This is a genomic window from Kitasatospora sp. NPDC088264 (assembly GCF_040685715.1).
Taxonomy (GTDB): domain Bacteria; phylum Actinomycetota; class Actinomycetes; order Streptomycetales; family Streptomycetaceae; genus Kitasatospora.
On sequence record NZ_JBFBIR010000010.1, the window covers coordinates 109,389 to 124,907 of the forward strand.

Below are 15,519 nucleotides of genomic sequence, written 5' to 3' on the forward strand. Positions count from 1 at the left end.
CTCGTCAGCCGCGGAACGCCTCGTACGCGGGGGCGAGCAGGGTGGCGAGGTCGCGGCCGCGCACGGTGACGCCGGAGCGGCCGAGACGGCGCAGCGAGGGCTCGTCGGGCTCGTCCTCGGGCCCGGGCGGGGCCGGGCGCAGGGTGAAGCCGCCGCCCCAGTAGGCGGCGACGTTCACGGCGGGGGCGTTACCGGCGGGGGCGTTCACGGGTTGGGCGTTCACGGCGGGGGCATTCACGGCGGGGGCGTTCCCGGCGGAGGCGTTCCCCGGCGGGACGGGGGCGGGGCGGTCGGGTGTCATGCGTCCTCCTCGGCGACGGCGTCCTCACGGGTGAGCGCGACCAGTTCACGCAGCGCCTCGACCGGCAGGTCGGTGAGCCAGCGCTCCCCCTCCCCCACCACCGCTGCGGCCAACGAGCGCTTGGCGGCGAGGAGTTCGTCGATCCGCTCCTCGACGGTGCCGACGCAGACCAGTCGGCGGACCTGGACGTCCCGGCGCTGGCCGATCCGGAACGCGCGGTCCGTGGCCTGCTCCTCGACCGCCGGGTTCCACCAGCGGTCCAGGTGGATCACCTGGTTGGCGGCGGTCAGGTTGAGGCCGGTGCCGCCGGCCCGCAGCGAGAGCAGGAACACCCTTGGCCCGTCCGGGGACTGGAAGCACTCGACCATCTCCTCGCGGCGGGCCCGGGGGACGCCGCCGTGCAGGTAGAGCACCTCCTCCCCGAGCCGGCGGGCCAGGTACGGGCGGAGCATCGTGCCGAACTCGGCGTACTGGGTGAAGACCAGCGTCCGGTCGCCCTCGGCCAGCGCCTCCTCCAGCAGCTCCGCCAGCCGGGCCACCTTGCCCGAGCGATCGCCCAACGCCGAGCCGTCGTGCAGCAGTTGGGCCGGGTGGTTGCACACCTGCTTGAGCTTGCCGATCGCGGCCAGCACGGTGCCGCGCCGCTCCACGCCCCGGATCCCCTCGACCCGCTGCAGCAGGTCGGCCACCACGGCCTGGTAGAGGCCCGCCTGCTCGGCGGTGAGGCTGCACCAGACGGTCATCTCCTGCTTGGCCGGCAGCTCGGCGGCCACCGCCGGGTCGGACTTGAGCCGGCGCAGCACGAACGGGGCGGTACGGCGCTGGAGTTCGGCGGTGCGCTCGGGGCTGCGGTGCAGTTCGACCGGGATCGCGTAGCGCTCCTTGAAGCGCTCGGCCGGGCCGAGCAGCCCGGGATTGGCGAAGTCCAGGACGGCGTGCAGTTCGGCGAGCCGGTTCTCCACCGGGGTGCCGGTCAGGGCGATCCGGTGGCGGGTGACGGGCAGCGCGCGGACGGCCCGGGACTGTGCGGTGCCGGCGTTCTTGACGTACTGCGCCTCGTCGGCGACCACCCGGCGCCAGCGGATCGCCCGCAGCGCGGCGAGGTCGCGCTGGACCAGCCCGTAGGTGGTGATGACGAGGTCCGCACCCCGTACGGCTTCGGCGAGTCGGTCGGCGCCGAGGCGGCCGGAGCCGTGGTGGACGTGGCGCCGCAGCGCGGGGGCGAAGCGCTCGGCCTCGCGCTGCCAGTTGCCGACCAGGGACATCGGGCAGACCAGCAGGGTGGGGCCGACCGCCCCCTCGGCCTGCTCGGTGGCCAGCAGGGCGAGGGTCTGGACAGTCTTGCCGAGGCCCATGTCGTCGGCCAGCACGGCCCCGAGGCCGAGCCCGGCCATCGCCCGCAGCCAGGCCAGGCCGCGCTCCTGGTAGGGGCGCAGGGTGGCCCGGAAGTCGGGCGGCAGCACGGAGGCGGGGGCCGGGGCGGCGCGCCCGGCCAGCAGGTCGCCGAGCGGGCCGTCCGCGCGGACGGCGGTGACGGGCAGCCCGGCGACGGTCGCCTCCGGATCGAGGGCCAGCCGCAGCAGGTCGGCGGTGGCCAGCACGCCGTCGCGCCGGTCGGCGAGGAAGGCGAGCGCGGCGGCGATCTGCTCCGGGTCGGCCTCCAGCCAGGTGCCGCGGACCCGGACCAACCCCTGCTTGGCGGCGGCGAGTTCGGCCAGTTCCTGCTCGGTCAGCGGCGCCCCCTCCGGGCCGAGCGCGGCCTGCCAGCGGAAGGCGACCACGGCGTCCCGGTCCACCTGGGAGGCGACGGCGAGCGAGCCCGGCGCGGGCGGGGTGGTGGCCCGCAGGGCGAGCCCGAGCCTGGGCCGGCGGCGCCACCAGGCGGGCAGCAGCACGCCGAAGCCGCCCTCGGCGAGGGCGGGCGCGGCGGTGCGCAGGAAGTCCAGCGCGCCGGCCCGGTCGAGCGGCAGGGCGGCCGGGCGGGAGCGGTGCCGCAGGCCGTCCAGGGCCGGCCAGCGGTGGGCCGCGCGGGCGAGCTCGGTGACCAGGACGTCGGCCGGGTCCGGCGCCTTGCGGGCCAGCGCGGCGTGGGCGGCGCCGCCTTCGTGCAGGTCGGCGGCGCGGACCAGCAGGGAGGGCTCGTCGACGGCCTGGAGCAGGAACTCCAGTTGCCAGGCGTCGTCGGAGGGCCGGCCCTCGGGGTCGTCCGGGTCGGGACCGAGCGGCTCCAGCAGGCGGAAGCAGAGCCGGAGCGCGGGCGCGGTGGGCTCGGCGGCGGCGTACCAGGCGGCGAGCCGGCGGCGCAGTTCGGCGAAGCCCTCGGACTGGACGTTCGCGAGGCCGCCGTCCGGGGTGGTCAGGGCGTGCAGCCAGCGTTCGGCGGCGGCCCCCACCGCGGCGGTCCCCATCGCAGCGGCCGTCGGGGCGTCGGCTCCCAGCGCGGCGGCCGTCGGGGCGGGCGCCGGAGCGCCACCGGTTCGGGCGTCGCCGGTCCGGGCACCGCCCGGGCCCAACGGGGGCGTGCCGGCCAGGGCGGCCCGGGCCTCGGCGTCCACCAGCGCGCCCAGCGCGGCGTCCAGCAGGGCCTCGCCGGTGCCGGCGGCGCCGGCCGGCCACTCCCCCAGCAGGACGGGCGGGCAGCCGTCCGCCAGTGCGGCGGCCTCCCGGCGGCCCGCCGGGGTGGGGTCGGGCCGCCAACGGGCCTGCGGACGGCCGTCCGCCAGGACGGGCAGCGGCAGCACCCGGCCCCGGCCGACCGTTCGCCAGGCGAGGTCGTGCACGCCGGTCAGCCAGCGCAGCGAGGGGCCCTGGACGACCTCTACGCGCCCGGTACCGGGCAGATCGGTGCTGGTGACGGCCCAGTGCGGGTCGAAGACCTCGCCGAGCAGTTGGGCGGCCGCCCCGGTGTCGAAGAGCAGCGCGGGGACGCGCCAGGGCGCCAGGACCGCCGCGCCCCGGACCGGGGTGACCGGCAGGTCCGGCGAGGGCGCGGGCAGGGCGCCGGTGGTGGGCAGCAGCAGGGTGGCCCAGCGCTCGGGGGCCTGGCCGGCGAGCCAGCCGAGGCCGGGCCCGATGCCGCCGAGGACGGCGGCGAGTTCGCCGGCCGGGCAGGCGTAGGGGTGGGCGCGCGGGGCCGCCCGGCCGGGGCGGGGCTCGGCGGCGCCCGGATGGGCGCGGGCGTCCTCGGCCCACAGGGCCAGCCGTCCGCCCGCCCGCCAGAGCGCGTGCAGGACGAACATGCGGGAGGCCTTCCGGTCGGCGGAACCGTCCTTCGCAGCCTAACCGGGCGGTCCGACAGTGCCGCTCCGCCAAGTCTTTCGCGAAACGCCGAGGGCTGTGGTTGAAATTTGAACGAAAGCGGCCTACGCTGAAACCAACAAGTTGAAGCCTAAACAAATGGCTTCGGACCCGAGGAGGAGCCATGGGCCTGTTCAACCGCACCAAGACCGCCACCCCCACCGCCGTCGCCGAGACCCCGACCGGCCCGGACCTCGCCCACCTGACCGGCGACTGGACCATCGACACCACGCACAGCGAGGTCGCCTTCTCGGTGCGCCACGCCATGGTGACGAACGTCAAGGGCCGCTTCACCGAGTACGACGGCAAGCTGCACCTGGACGGCAGCACCCCGGGCAACTCCTCCGCCGACCTGGTGATCAAGGTCGCCAGCATCGACACCAACCAGGCCCAGCGCGACGAGCACCTGCGCACCGGCGACTTCTTCGCCGCCGACACCTACCCGGAGATCCGCTTCCGCAGCACCTCGGCCGAACGGCTGCGCGGCGACACGTACCGGATGAGCGGCGAGCTGACCATCAAGGACACCACCCGCCCGGTGGTCCTGGACCTGGAGTACACCGGCAGCGCCACCGACGCCTACGGCGCCGAGCGGGTCGGCTTCGAGGGCAGCGCCGTCCTCGACCGCACCGAGTTCGGCCTGACCTACAACGCGGCCCTGGAGACCGGCGGCGTGCTGATCAGCGAGAAGGTCAAGCTCAGCTTCGACATCTCCGCCGTCAAGGCGGCCTGACCCGGCCGTCCACGGCTGCCACCCGGGCCACCGGACCCGCCGCGCGGCCCGGTCCGCCCACCCGCCGCCCCTGCCGACCCCCGACGGCAGGGGCGGTGTCGCGTCCCACGGTTTCCGGCGGCTGGTCCCGGCGGCCCGGTCTCACCCGAGCAGCGCCGCGTCCGCCACCGGTAGCCAGCTGCCCGCCGGCCGGCGCAGCCAGCCCTCGGCCGCACCGAGCCCGGCGGCCGCGGCGCCCAGTGCGGCCAGCCCCGGGTGGCGCTCGCCGGGCCGGTGCACCAGGCTGACCAGGCTCAGCGGCACCGGCTCCACCAGCGGCACGTTCACCACCCCCGGAATCCTCGGCCCGCCGACGGTGGTCAGCATCGGATCGCCGTGCCGGGCCAGGTAGCGGGCCGTCTCGTCCACGCCCACCGGCGGCACGTACGGCGCGGCCGGCGTCAGGCCGTGCTCGCGCAGCAGGCGGACGCCGAGATCGGCCCACTCGGTGGTGGCCGGGTTGCCGGCGCAGACGTCGACGGGATGCCCGGTCAGCTCGGCGACCCGCAGCACCGGACGGCCGGCCAGCGGGTGGGTGTCCGCCATCATCACCGAGATCCGCTCCAACCGGACCGGCCGCTGGGCGAGTTGGTCGCGCAGCGGGGCGGGCAGTCCGGCGAACCGGCCGAAGGACACGTCCAGCCGGTGGGCCAGCAGTTCGGCGGCGGCCGCGGCGAGGCCGCCGTGGAAGCGGGCCAGCAGTTCGCCCTCCGGCCAGGCGGCGCGGGCGCGTTCGAGCACCCGGTCGGCGGTGAGGTCCGGGCCGGTGACGTCGCTGTTGAGGTCCAGCAGCAGCGGCCGGGCCGCGGCGCCCGCCAGGATCTCGTCGTGCAGGGCGAGGAGCCGACGCGCCCGGGGCAACAACCGCTGCCCGGCCGGGGTGAGTTCGACGCTGCGGGTGGTGCGGGTGAACAGCGCGTCGCCGAGCAGCCCTTCCAAGGTCCGGATGTCCCGGCTGAGCGCCTGCTGGGCGACGTGCAGCCGCCCGGCGGCCCGGCCGAAGTGCAGGCTCTCGGCGGTCGCGACGAAGCCGCGGAGCAGTCGGGGGTGCAGGTCACGGGGCATGGGCGGCAGATTAACAACAACCTGCTGTGAATGCGACGGAACAGGTGTTGGACCGCCGCCGGGCACCGACGGGAGGCTGATGGGCACCCCCCTCACCCTCCCCAGGAGCCCGATGCCCTCGCGCGCCCTCCTCACCTCCTACCGGCGGCTGTTCGCGGCCCCCGGCGCAGCCGCCTTCACCCTCGCCGGGCTGCTCGGCCGGCTCGCGTTGTCGATGAACGGCGTCTCGCTGGTCGTGCTGCTCGCCGAACGGCGCGGCTCCTACGCGCTGGCCGGCACCGTCTCGGCGGCCGGGCTGATCACCGGCGCGATCGGGATGCCGCTGCTCGGTCGGCTGGTGGACCGGTACGGGCAGGCGCGGGTGACCGTACCGGCCGCGCTCTACAACGCCGCCCCGCTCGCCGCCCTGCTGCTCTGCCTCCGGCTCGGCGCACCCGACTGGACGCTCTACGCCTGCTGGGCGGCCGGCGCGGCCGCGCCCAACCTCGGCGGCATGGCCCGGGCCCGCTGGGCACACCTGTACCGGGCCGACCCGGCCGCCCGGCACCTGGCCAACTCCCTCGAACAGGCCCTGGACGAACTCTGCTTCACGGCCGGGCCCGTCCTCGCCATGACGCTCTGCACGGCGGTCGCCCCGGAGGCCGGACTGCTCGCCGCCGGGGCGCTCGGCACCACCGGCGCCCTCCTGTTCGCGGCCCAGCGGCGCACCGAACCACCGTTGCCCGCCCGCTCGGAGGGCGACCGCCACGGCTCGCCGCTGCGGGTGCCCGGGCTGCGGGTGCTGCTGCTCGCCTTCCTCGCCACCGGCGTCGTCTTCGGCTCGACCGAGATCACCACCGTCGCGTACGCCGACGCGCTCGGGCACAAGGCGGCGGCGGGCGCGCTGCTGGCCCTGGTCGCGGGCGGATCCTGCCTGGCCGGGCTGCTGTTCGGACTGCTGACGCCGCGTCGGGCGACCGGGGTGCGCTTCCTGTCCGGGGCCGCGGCGATGGCCGGGGTGCTGCTGCTGCCGCTCGCCGCCGGGCTGGGCGGGTCCGGGCTCGGCCTGCTCGGGGTCGCGCTGTTCGCGGCCGGCACGGCCACCGCGCCGACCATGGTGACCGGCATGACGCTGGTCCAGGAGCTGCTGCCGGGGCGGCAGTTCAACGAGGGGATGGCGGTCGCGGTGTCCGGCATCGTGGTCGGCATCTCGGGCGGCGCGGCGCTCGCCGGCGCGGTCGCCGAGCACGCCGCCCCCGGCACCGGCTACGCGCTGCCGGCCTGCGCCGCCGCGCTCGCCCTGCTGATCGCCCTGGCCGGGCGGCGGCACCTGCGCGCCGGCGGGGTCGGGGCGGCACCCGCCGCCGGGGCCCCTGCGGAAAATGCCGAGCGGACTGTCAGAGCCTCGGTCTAGCGTTCGAGGCATGGCGGAAATCACCTATGTCCGGGGCGATGCCACCGCGCCGCAGGGCAAGGGCGTGAAGGTGATCGCGCACGTCTGCAACGACCTCGGCGGCTGGGGCAAGGGCGTGAAGGTGATCGCGCACGTCTGCAACGACCTCGGCGGCTGGGGCAAGGGCTTCGTGCTCGCGCTGTCCGGACGCTGGCCCGAGCCCGAGGCCGCGTTCCGGCGCTGGCACCGGGAGCGGGCGGGGAACGACTTCGGGCTCGGCGCCCTACAACTGGTGCGGGTCGAGCCGTACGTCTGGGTGGCCAACCTGGTCGGCCAGCGCGGCATCCGGACGGGGCGCTCCACCGGGGTGCCGGTCCGGTACGAGGCGATCGACACCGCGCTGGCCGCGCTGGGCGACCACGCGCGGGAACTCGGCGCCTCCGTCCACATGCCGCGGATCGGCTGCGGGCTGGCCGGCGGGCGCTGGGAGCGGGTCGAACCGCTGGTGTCCGCGCGGCTGGTGGAGCGAGGGGTGCCGGTGACGGTCTACGACGTCGGCTGAGCCGGCGCCGCCTGCGCTGACATCGCCTGCGCCGCGAGGCTCTCGGCGGACCAGCTGTACACGCACTCGGGCAGCACGTACCCGCCCGGGAACACACCCTCCTGCACCCGCGTCCGCACGCCGCCCTCGCGCTCGTAGAAGGCGATCGCGCGGACGTTGTCGCGCAGCACCTCCAGGTACAGCTCGGCCCCGGGGTGCCGTTCGGCGACGTGGGCGCGGGCCGCGGCGAACAGCGCGCGGCCGACGCCGCCGCCGGTCCGCCCGGGGCGGACGTGCAGGTTGTCGACCAGTACCCGGCCGTCCGGCTGCGGGACGAGGTAGATGAACCCGACCGCCTCCCCGGCCTGTTCAGCGATCAGCAGTTCGGGCTCGGCGGCCGGATCGCCGTAGTTGACGGTCAACCGCAGCTCCCACAGCTCGCGCCGCTGGACGGGCAGCCCGTCGCCGAGTGCGTCCGCGGGGACGATCCCGCGGTAGGCGGTGCTCCAGCTGTGGGCGTGCAGGTCGGCGACGGCCGCGGCGTCCTGCGCTCCGCCGCGCCGGATGGTGGTCTGCACGGGACTGATCATGTGACGAGCCTCCCACAGATTGGAGTTGAACATGTTCAAGCGAAACCTCTACAGTGCTCACATCATTTTGAACGCGTTCGAAATGGCGGGGGTGGTGGATGTGGCACCGAGCACGGAGGGGACGCCCGGTGCCGCGTCCACCGACACGGGTCGGAGCTTCGTCTCCGGTTAGGCTCGTGCCCGTGGACGACCTGGCAGCGACGAACCGAACGGACGGCACGAGCGGTGCGGCCGACAGCGGGCCCATGCCCGGCGGCCGGGCGCAGCCGAAGACCGACAAGAGCGAGCAGACCCGGGCACTGATCCTGGAGACCGCGATGCGGCTCTTCCAGGAGCGCGGCTACGAGAAGACCACCATGCGCGCGATCGCCACCGAGGCGGGCGTCTCGGTCGGCAATGCTTACTACTATTTCTCGGCGAAGGAATTCCTGATTCAAGGGTTCTATGACCGAATGACGTACGACCATGCGGCGGATGCCAGGAACCGCATGGCCCATACGCGGAACTTTGCCGAGCGCCTGGAAATCGCGCTGACCTCCTGGCTCGACACGGCCGCGCCGTACCACGAGTTCGCCGCGCAGTTCTTCCGCACGGCCGCCGACCCCACCAGCTCGCTGAGCCCGTTCTCCAACGAGTCCCACCCGGCGCGAGCGACCGCCGTGGAACTGTTCCGCGACGTGTTGCAGGGCTCGGAGCTGGCCCCCAAGCTGGACGCCGAACTGGGCGAGCTGCTGCCCGACGTCCTCTGGCTGCACCTGATGGTCGTGGTGCTCTACTGGGTCTTCGACCGGACCGAGGACACCGAGCGGACGCGGGAATTCGTCCGCCGGTCCACTCCCATGGCGGCCCGGGTGATCAACCTCTCGCGTTATCGGGTGTTCCGCCCGATCGTCCGCGATGCCAAGGGCCTCATTCAGGATTTCATCCTGCCCACCATCGGGAAAACCGCCGTCAAGTAACCCGCCCGAGGGCAGCTCGGACGCGTCGAGGGCCGGACCGCAGCGGTGCGATCCGGCCCTCGGCGTGGCGGTCACTCAGAAGCCGTCCGGGTTCCAGGGCTGCAGCGGCGTGCGCAGCAGCAGGTCGGCGGCGGCCGCCGCGCCGGGGCGCAGTTCGGTGAGCAGGCCGGCCGCGAGCAGCCGGGGTGCCGTCTCGCCGCCCAGGTAGAGCGACGCCAGCTCGGAGGCGTCCAGGGCGAGGTCGGCGTCGTCCGTGGTCCGGGTGCAGCGGCCGGTGCCGTCCGCGGCGACCTCGATCGCCCAGCGGCCGGAGGCGTAGCCGAGCCGGTCCTCGACCTCCAGGACCACCCGGCCGGGCGCGCCGTACGTCCGGGCGTCGAACGCGGCCGCCACGTCCAGCACCCGCAGCCAGGTGAAGTCGGCGTTGTCCACGTACGGGGTGGCGGCGCGCGGGTCCTGGAGCAGCAGCGGCAGCGGGTCGTCCGGGCCGATGTTCTCCGCGACGACCTTGCGCACCCAGTCGACGGAGAGGACGAAGCGCCACAGTTCGGCGGCGGTCGCCCGGTCGAGGGCGAGGAAGTCGGCCACGGTCAGGGTGCAGTTCGGGTAGCTGCCGTCCCAGGTGTCGTCGACCCGGTAGGCCACCAGGCCGGTGACCGTACCGTCGGCGTCCCGGTGGACGGCCGCGAACGGCTCCTTGAACTCGTTCCCCGGCACCTTGAGTTCGCCGGTGTTCCGCTTCCACCACAGCTCGTCGCGGGCGATCGCGCCCGGCTGGGTGCGCCGCCAGCGCTCGTGCAGGTCGGGGCCCAGCTCGCGGGCCTGCGCCATGGTCACGAAGTCGATCCGCCCGCCGGGCACGGTGGGCAGGCCGTCGCGCAGACCGCGGGTGCGGTGCAGGTCGATGTTCCAGCCGTGGCCGCGGGTGGCCGGGCCGAAGCCGTAGCGGCCGTAGATGTTGTACTCGGCGGCGATCAGGATGGCGACCGCCGAACCCCGCTCGGCGGCGGCCGCGAGGTCGCGGCGCATCAACGTGCCGAGCAGGCCGCGGCGGCGGTGGGTGGTGCTGACCGTCACGGCGGTGACGGCGTCGGCCCGGACGGTGGCCCCGCCCGGGACGGTCAGCTCGACGTCGAAGCTGCGGAAGGTGGCGATGCAGCGGTCGCCGTCGAAGCCGGCCAGCATCCGGCCCGGCTCCCACTGCAGGCGGCGGAAGTCGGCCGTGCTCTCCGCGTGCGAACGCAGGAAGCCCAGAGCGAGCGCCCGGTCCCACGCGGCCACCTCGCTCTCGGCGATCGCGCGGATCTGGAGGCCGTTCACGATGTCGACGGCCCCGTCATCGGTTGTGTTGCCCATCGGGCCACCGTACGGGCGCCGCTTTCGGGCGGCATCCCATTTATTCCGTGCCCGATGCGTGGTGCTCCCCCGGCACCACCACCCAGTGGTTGCAGTGCAGGACTCGGTCGGCGAAGTCGACGTCCAGCTCGCCGAGCAGCCGGAAGCCGAGCGCCCGGCAGATCCCGTTGGACGGGCCGTTGGCCGTCGCCGGGAAGGCGTGCACCGGGCCCCACCGGCCGTCCCGGGCGGCCGCGTCCAGCAGCTCCCGGACGGCCGCCTTGGCGAGGCCGCGCCCCTGGAACTCGGGCAGCACCATCCAGCCGATCTCGGCCACGGCGGCGCCGTCCTCCTCGTGCGACCAGAGCGTGACGGAGCCGGCCACCACCTCCGGCCCGGCGCCGTCCGGGACGATCACCTTGATCCACGAACGGTCCTCGGCGACCTCCACGACGTCCTTGCGCAGCCGCTCCCGCACCCGCGCCTCCGGCAGCGGCCCGCCCAGCTGGGCCATCATCACCGCGTCGCACCGCATCCGGACGTACGCCCCGACGTCCCCCGCCTCGACGTCCCGCAGCCTCATCGCGTCTCCTCCCGAGTGATCGACGCGGCCACGCTAGCGCCCGCCGCCGACAGCCCCGACGCGAGCCGGACGCGCACATCGGGCCCTGCGGGCGGGCGCGGAAGCGGGCCGGGCGCTACGGGCGGGCGTAGAAGCGGGCCGGGTGCTACGGGCGGGCGTAGAAGTCGGGGGTGCCCATGATCCAGAGGCTGGCCTGTTTGACCGGCCTGCCGACGCGGGGGGCCTCGATCATCTGGTCGTCGCCGATGTAGAGGCCGACGTGGTGGATGTCGACGGCGCGGCCGGTGTCCGTCCAGAACACGAGGTCGCCGGGGCGCAGCTGGCGGTAGCTGACCGGGGTGCTCTGGGCGTACTGGTCGGCGGCGAAGTGGTTGAGCTGTTTGCCGCCCTCGCGCCAGGCCATCATGGTGAGCCCGGAGCAGTCGTAGCCGGCCGGGCCCTCGCCGCCCCAGATGTAGGGCAGGCCGATCTTGGAGCGGGCGAAGGCGATGGCGGCGGCGGCGCCCTCGGCGGACCACGCGCCGCCGGCGGCGGGAGGTGCGGCCGGGGTGGCCTTGGCAGCGGCCTCGGCCGCGGCGGCCGCTTCGGCGGCGGCCTTCTCGGCGGCGGCGCGGGCGGCGGCCTCGGCCTCGCGGGCGGCGATCGCCTCCAGGGCCTCGCTGCGCCGGCGTTCCAGGTCGACGGTGGTGTGCCGGGCGGCGGCCAGGTCGGTGAGCAGTTGTTCGCGGTGGCGGTCGGCGGCGGTGACCGCCTCCTGCTGGGCCGCGAGCCGGGCCTCGGCCCTGGCCCTGGCGGCGCCGACCTCGGCGGCGGCCTTCTCGGCGGTCTCGGTGGCGGCGCGGGCGGCGGCGGAGGCGCGGGTCGCGGCGGCGGCGGTGGAGGTGGCGGCGTCGAGGATCTGCCGGGTGCGCTCGCTGGCGACGCCGATCACGGCGGCGCGGTCGCCGGCTTCGCGCGGGCCGTGGGCGCCGAGCAGGGCGTTGAGGGCGGAGAGTGCGGCGCCCGCGCCCTGGCGGTACGTTTCGGCGGCGAGCTGGGCGGCGTCCTCGGCGGCCGCGGTGCGGTCGGCCTCGGCGGCGGTGGCGCTCCGGGCGGCAGCGGTCTCGTCGGCGCGGGCCCGGACGAGGGCGAGCTGGGCGCCGTTGTAGGCCTCGACGGCCTGTTCGGCGCTGCGGCCGGCCTGGTCGAGTTCGGTCCGGGCGGCGGCGAGGCCGGCTTCGATGGCGGTGACGGAGGCGGCGGTGCGCTCGGCCTCGGCACGGGCCCGGTCGATCTCCCCGGTGGTCGGGTACGGGTCCTCCGTCCGGGCGGGGCCGGCGGCCGGTTCGGGGTCCGCCGGGGCCGCCTGGGCTGCGGGGAGCAACCCGAGCAGGGCGGTGAGGGACAACAGGAGGGTCGGCAGGAGCCTGCGCGCCACGAGACATCCCCTTCTCACGGGTCCGGAGGGGACGGCGGCGGACGGTCCGCGGCGCTCGGGCGGGGCGGCCGGGCGGAGCAGGTCCGACGAATCATCCCATCACATGACAGAACGGTCACTCGCCGATCATGTTCTCAACTCCGGCGCTTTTCACACCTCGGACGCACTCCGCCGGGCGGGTGACCATCAGATGATCTGACCACAAGTCACCTTCAGCCGGGCGCACAGGGTCTGCGAACTACCGGTGGATCCGGCGGGTGTGCGGCCGCAGGTGGGGGTGTCGCCCGGACCGGTGCTCCACCCCGGTCGGACGAACCGCGTACGTCCGATTGCGCCCCGCCCGGATCGCGCGACGGCGCTGCTGCGCCCCGAGGGACGGGCCCGCGCCGGGGCCGCCCGCGCCGTACGGCCCACCCGCCGCCGGGGAGTTCGCCGCCCCGGCCCCGGCGGCGGCCGCCGAGCGGCGGTCCGCCAGCCGCGCCTGACGCCGGGCCAGCGCCCGGGCGGCGTGCGCGTCGAGGTGGGCGGTGGCCCGGGCGGACATCCGCTCGGCCACCCGGTGGGCGGCGGGGTGGTTCGCGGGCACCTTGTCGGGAGCGCCGGCGATCAGGTCGAAAAGCCAGGTACGGGCCCGGTCCGCACGCCGGTGCAGCAGGCGCTCGCGCCGGAGCGCACGCGCCCGGCGGCGCGGGCGCGTGGCATACCGCCAGCGGGCCCACGGGCTGCTCGGGCGGGCCAGCCGGATCGCCCCGATCCAGGACAGGCCGGGGACCATGATGCCGAGCAGGCCGGTCCACATCTTGCCCTTGATCAGGGTGATCACCGAGGCCAGGGCGTTCACCGAGATCACCGTGATCAGGCCCCACCTGGTCTCCTGGCTGGGCACCACGCCGAGCGGCACGTACCCGACCAGCAGGAGGGCGGTGAACAGGATCCCGAAGATCACCGCGTCCACCGACTTGCGGCCCTGCTCGCTCCAGTACACGTCGTCCAGGTGCAGGATCAGCGCGAACTCGTCCAGCACCAGACCGCAGCCGATGCCGAAGACCAGCCCGAACCAGTCGATCCACGGGTGCCCGCCGTACGTGGCGAACACCCCGACGCCGCCGACCAGCAGGAATCCCAGGCCGAACACCATGTGATGGATGTGCAGGCCGCCGGGGGTGACGTTGCCGAACCACCACCGCACCTCGGCGCGGATCATCCGGACGCTGAACCGGATGCACACGAAGGAGGTGATGAAGCCGACCAGCAGCAGGAACAACGGCTGTTTGTGCGCGGCGACGATGTGCTCGCGGTAGCCGTCCAGCAGTGTGGTCATGCGTCTTACCTTCGTTCCTGGTCCTGCGTGCGGCCTGCCGTGACATGGCCCGGAGCCCAACACCGGTCCAACGCGCGGTCAGAACCCGCGAGTGCGTTTGGCCGCCCGGCGCGGCACGACCGGGTACAGCGACGGGCGCTCGCCGCCGACCGGCAGCTTCATGAACATCCGGGCGATCTCACCGCCGAGGTTCACCCCGATCGCCAGCGCCATCGCGATCGCCGCCGCCCGGGAGACGGACACCAGGCCCGCGCTGGCGTGGCCCTGGGCGAAGGACAGCATCCCCAGGTAGAGCGCCGAACCGGGCATCAGCGGGCCGATCGCGGCGGTCACGTACGGCAGCGCGGAGCCGTTGCGGTAGCGCGCCATCAGCTGGCCGAACAGGCCGACCAGGCCGGCCGCCACCCCCGTCGCCACGATCGGGGAGATGCCCGCGTTGTACGCCAGCACGCCGTAGCTGGCCCAGCCGATGCCGCTGTTCAGGGTGACCAGCGCGAGCGAGCGGCGGTCGGTCTGCAGCAGCGTGGCGAAGGCCAGGGTCAGCAGCATCGCGGCGATCATCTGGACCGGCGGGTAGGTGACGCCCGCCAGGCTCTCGTCCGGCCGCAGCTTCGCCTCGAAGCCGACCCCCAGGTAGAGGATCAGCATCACGCCGATCACGATGCCCGCGACCAGGTAGATCACCTCCAGCAGGCGGGCCGCGGCGGTGATGTAGAAGCCGGTCAGGCCGTCCTGGACGGCGGCGACCAGCGCCCGGCCGGGCAGCAGCGCGAACAGGCCACCGGTGATCACCACCGAGCCGCGCAGGCCCCAGTCGTTGAAGGACAGGATGATCCCGGAGGCGGCGGCCGGCATCGCGGCTGCCACGAACTGGTAGAACTCCGGCAGCCGGCGCCGGGCCAGCGTGGAGGCCAGCCGGTCGCCGAGGACGGCCGCGACGAAGGCGCTGGCGAACACCAGCCAGGCCTTGTCGTCGATCCGCCCGCCGACCAGGAAGGTGGCCGCGCCGGCCAGCAGACCCGTGGTCAGCGCGAGCATCCAGCCCGGGTACGGGTGCCGGTTGCGGCGGATCAGGGCGAGCCGGCGGTAGGCGTCGTTGACCGTGACCTTCTCCGCGGTGATGTCCGCGACCAGCTCGTAGACCGCGTTCAGCCGGGTGTAGTCGGAGGTGCGGCGGCGCACCACCCGGTCGGCGGTGATCGGCGGCTCGACCAGCGAGGGCTGGTGCGAGATGCCGATCAGGGTGAAGGTCACCTGCGGCTCGCAGCGGTCCAGCCGGTAGGCGTGCGCGATGCCGAGCATCGCCGCCTCGACGTCCTCGGCGGCCTCGCCGCTGGCGAGCAGCAGCTCGCCGATGCGCAGCGTCAGGTCGAGGATGCGGGGGACGTTGCGGGTCGCACCCGCGGAGGGGTGCAGCTCGCGGGCGGTCCGTTCGAAGGCGGGGCGCTCGGACATCGGCATGCGCAGCAGGGTGCGCATCCGGTCCGGCCAGGGCGCCTCGCCGGGGGCACCGGCGGTCAGCTCCGGGACCGGGATGCCCATCGGCGGGGTGTAGCCGGCGGCCCGCCACTCCTCGGGGGTGAGGGTGTCCTCGGCGACCGATCGGCGGCGGGCCGGGCGCGCGTCCTCCGGGCCGGGCGCCTGCCCGGGCACGGGGTGCGGCCCGAGCGCGGGGTGCGGCCCGGACCCGGCGGGCGCCCCGGACTCGGGGGCCGGCTCCGGCTCCGGCTCCGGGGACAGCAGGCCCCTGGTCTCCGTGATCGGCGGGACGAAGGGGACGACGGTGGCGGGCTCGACGGTCGGGGCCGGATGGCCCAGCAGGCCCTCGGTGGGCGGCGCCTCGGCGGGGTTCACCGGCCGTACCGGCGGCGTCCGCCGGGTCTGACGGACCGCCCGGCCTCCCCTCGCCCGCTTGCCTGCGCCCGGTCGGCCCCGCTTAGGCACTTCCGCTCCTTGCCGCCCCTGG

At 75.1% G+C, this 15,519-nt stretch carries 13 protein-coding genes; 4 read left to right on the plus strand and 9 right to left on the minus strand.

Features of this window, described 5'->3' with window-relative positions; all coding sequences use genetic code 11:
• Window positions 1-4: 4 nt before the first annotated feature.
• Entirely contained in the window at window positions 5-301 is a 297-nt protein-coding gene (locus AB0O82_RS11070) for a hypothetical protein (protein WP_363582376.1), read from the minus strand.
• Window positions 298-3,540 carry an SNF2-related protein gene (locus AB0O82_RS11075; RefSeq protein ID WP_363582378.1) on the minus strand — a complete coding sequence of 1,081 codons (3,243 nt, stop codon included), beginning with the start codon at window positions 3,538-3,540 and terminating at the stop codon, window positions 298-300. The genes AB0O82_RS11070 and AB0O82_RS11075 overlap by 4 nt, the downstream gene beginning before the upstream one ends.
• 182 nt (window positions 3,541-3,722) lie before the next feature.
• On the opposite strand from AB0O82_RS11075, the gene AB0O82_RS11080 reads away from it, so the two are divergent.
• Entirely contained in the window at window positions 3,723-4,331 is a 609-nt protein-coding gene (locus tag AB0O82_RS11080; RefSeq protein ID WP_363582380.1) for a YceI family protein, read from the plus strand.
• A 141-nt stretch (window positions 4,332-4,472) separates the two neighbouring features.
• On the opposite strand, the gene AB0O82_RS11085 is transcribed toward AB0O82_RS11080, so the two are convergent.
• Window positions 4,473-5,435 carry a LysR family transcriptional regulator gene (locus tag AB0O82_RS11085; RefSeq protein ID WP_363582382.1) on the minus strand — a complete coding sequence of 321 codons (963 nt, stop codon included), beginning with the start codon at window positions 5,433-5,435 and terminating at the stop codon, window positions 4,473-4,475.
• A gap of 79 nt (window positions 5,436-5,514) precedes the next feature.
• On the opposite strand from AB0O82_RS11085, the gene AB0O82_RS11090 reads away from it, so the two are divergent.
• Both AB0O82_RS11090 and AB0O82_RS11095 read left to right on the plus strand, forming a co-directional pair.
• Window positions 5,515-6,828: an MFS transporter gene (locus tag AB0O82_RS11090; RefSeq protein ID WP_363582384.1), complete on the plus strand. Its 1,314-nt coding sequence runs from the start codon at window positions 5,515-5,517 to the stop codon at window positions 6,826-6,828.
• A 10-nt stretch (window positions 6,829-6,838) separates the two neighbouring features.
• Window positions 6,839-7,369 (plus strand): macro domain-containing protein, encoded by a 531-nt coding sequence (locus tag AB0O82_RS11095; protein ID WP_363582386.1) that lies wholly within the window; start codon window positions 6,839-6,841, stop codon window positions 7,367-7,369.
• Here AB0O82_RS11095 and AB0O82_RS11100 read toward each other — a convergent pair.
• Window positions 7,354-7,926, minus strand: a complete 573-nt coding sequence (locus tag AB0O82_RS11100; RefSeq protein WP_363582388.1) for a GNAT family N-acetyltransferase — start codon at window positions 7,924-7,926, stop codon at window positions 7,354-7,356. The genes AB0O82_RS11095 and AB0O82_RS11100 overlap by 16 nt on opposite strands.
• Window positions 7,927-8,120: 194 nt before the next feature.
• On the opposite strand from AB0O82_RS11100, the gene AB0O82_RS11105 reads away from it, so the two are divergent.
• Complete coding sequence (locus tag AB0O82_RS11105) at window positions 8,121-8,897, plus strand: TetR family transcriptional regulator (protein ID WP_363582390.1); 777 nt, start codon at window positions 8,121-8,123, stop codon at window positions 8,895-8,897.
• Between the two features lie 75 nt (window positions 8,898-8,972).
• On the opposite strand, the gene AB0O82_RS11110 is transcribed toward AB0O82_RS11105, so the two are convergent.
• From AB0O82_RS11110 to AB0O82_RS11130, 5 genes are all read right to left on the minus strand, one after another.
• A complete protein-coding gene (locus AB0O82_RS11110; RefSeq protein ID WP_363582392.1) occupies window positions 8,973-10,253 on the minus strand; it encodes a GNAT family N-acetyltransferase in 1,281 nt (426 codons plus the stop codon).
• Between the two features lie 40 nt (window positions 10,254-10,293).
• A complete protein-coding gene (locus tag AB0O82_RS11115; protein WP_363582394.1) occupies window positions 10,294-10,815 on the minus strand; it encodes a GNAT family N-acetyltransferase in 522 nt (173 codons plus the stop codon).
• A gap of 145 nt (window positions 10,816-10,960) precedes the next feature.
• Entirely contained in the window at window positions 10,961-12,232 is a 1,272-nt protein-coding gene (locus AB0O82_RS11120) for a C40 family peptidase (protein WP_363582396.1), read from the minus strand.
• Window positions 12,233-12,470: 238 nt separating this feature from the next.
• Complete coding sequence (locus AB0O82_RS11125; protein ID WP_363582398.1) at window positions 12,471-13,553, minus strand: hypothetical protein; 1,083 nt, start codon at window positions 13,551-13,553, stop codon at window positions 12,471-12,473.
• A 78-nt stretch (window positions 13,554-13,631) separates the two neighbouring features.
• A complete protein-coding gene (locus AB0O82_RS11130) occupies window positions 13,632-15,407 on the minus strand; it encodes a threonine/serine exporter family protein (RefSeq protein ID WP_363582400.1) in 1,776 nt (591 codons plus the stop codon).
• Between the last annotated feature and the right edge of the window lie 112 nt (window positions 15,408-15,519).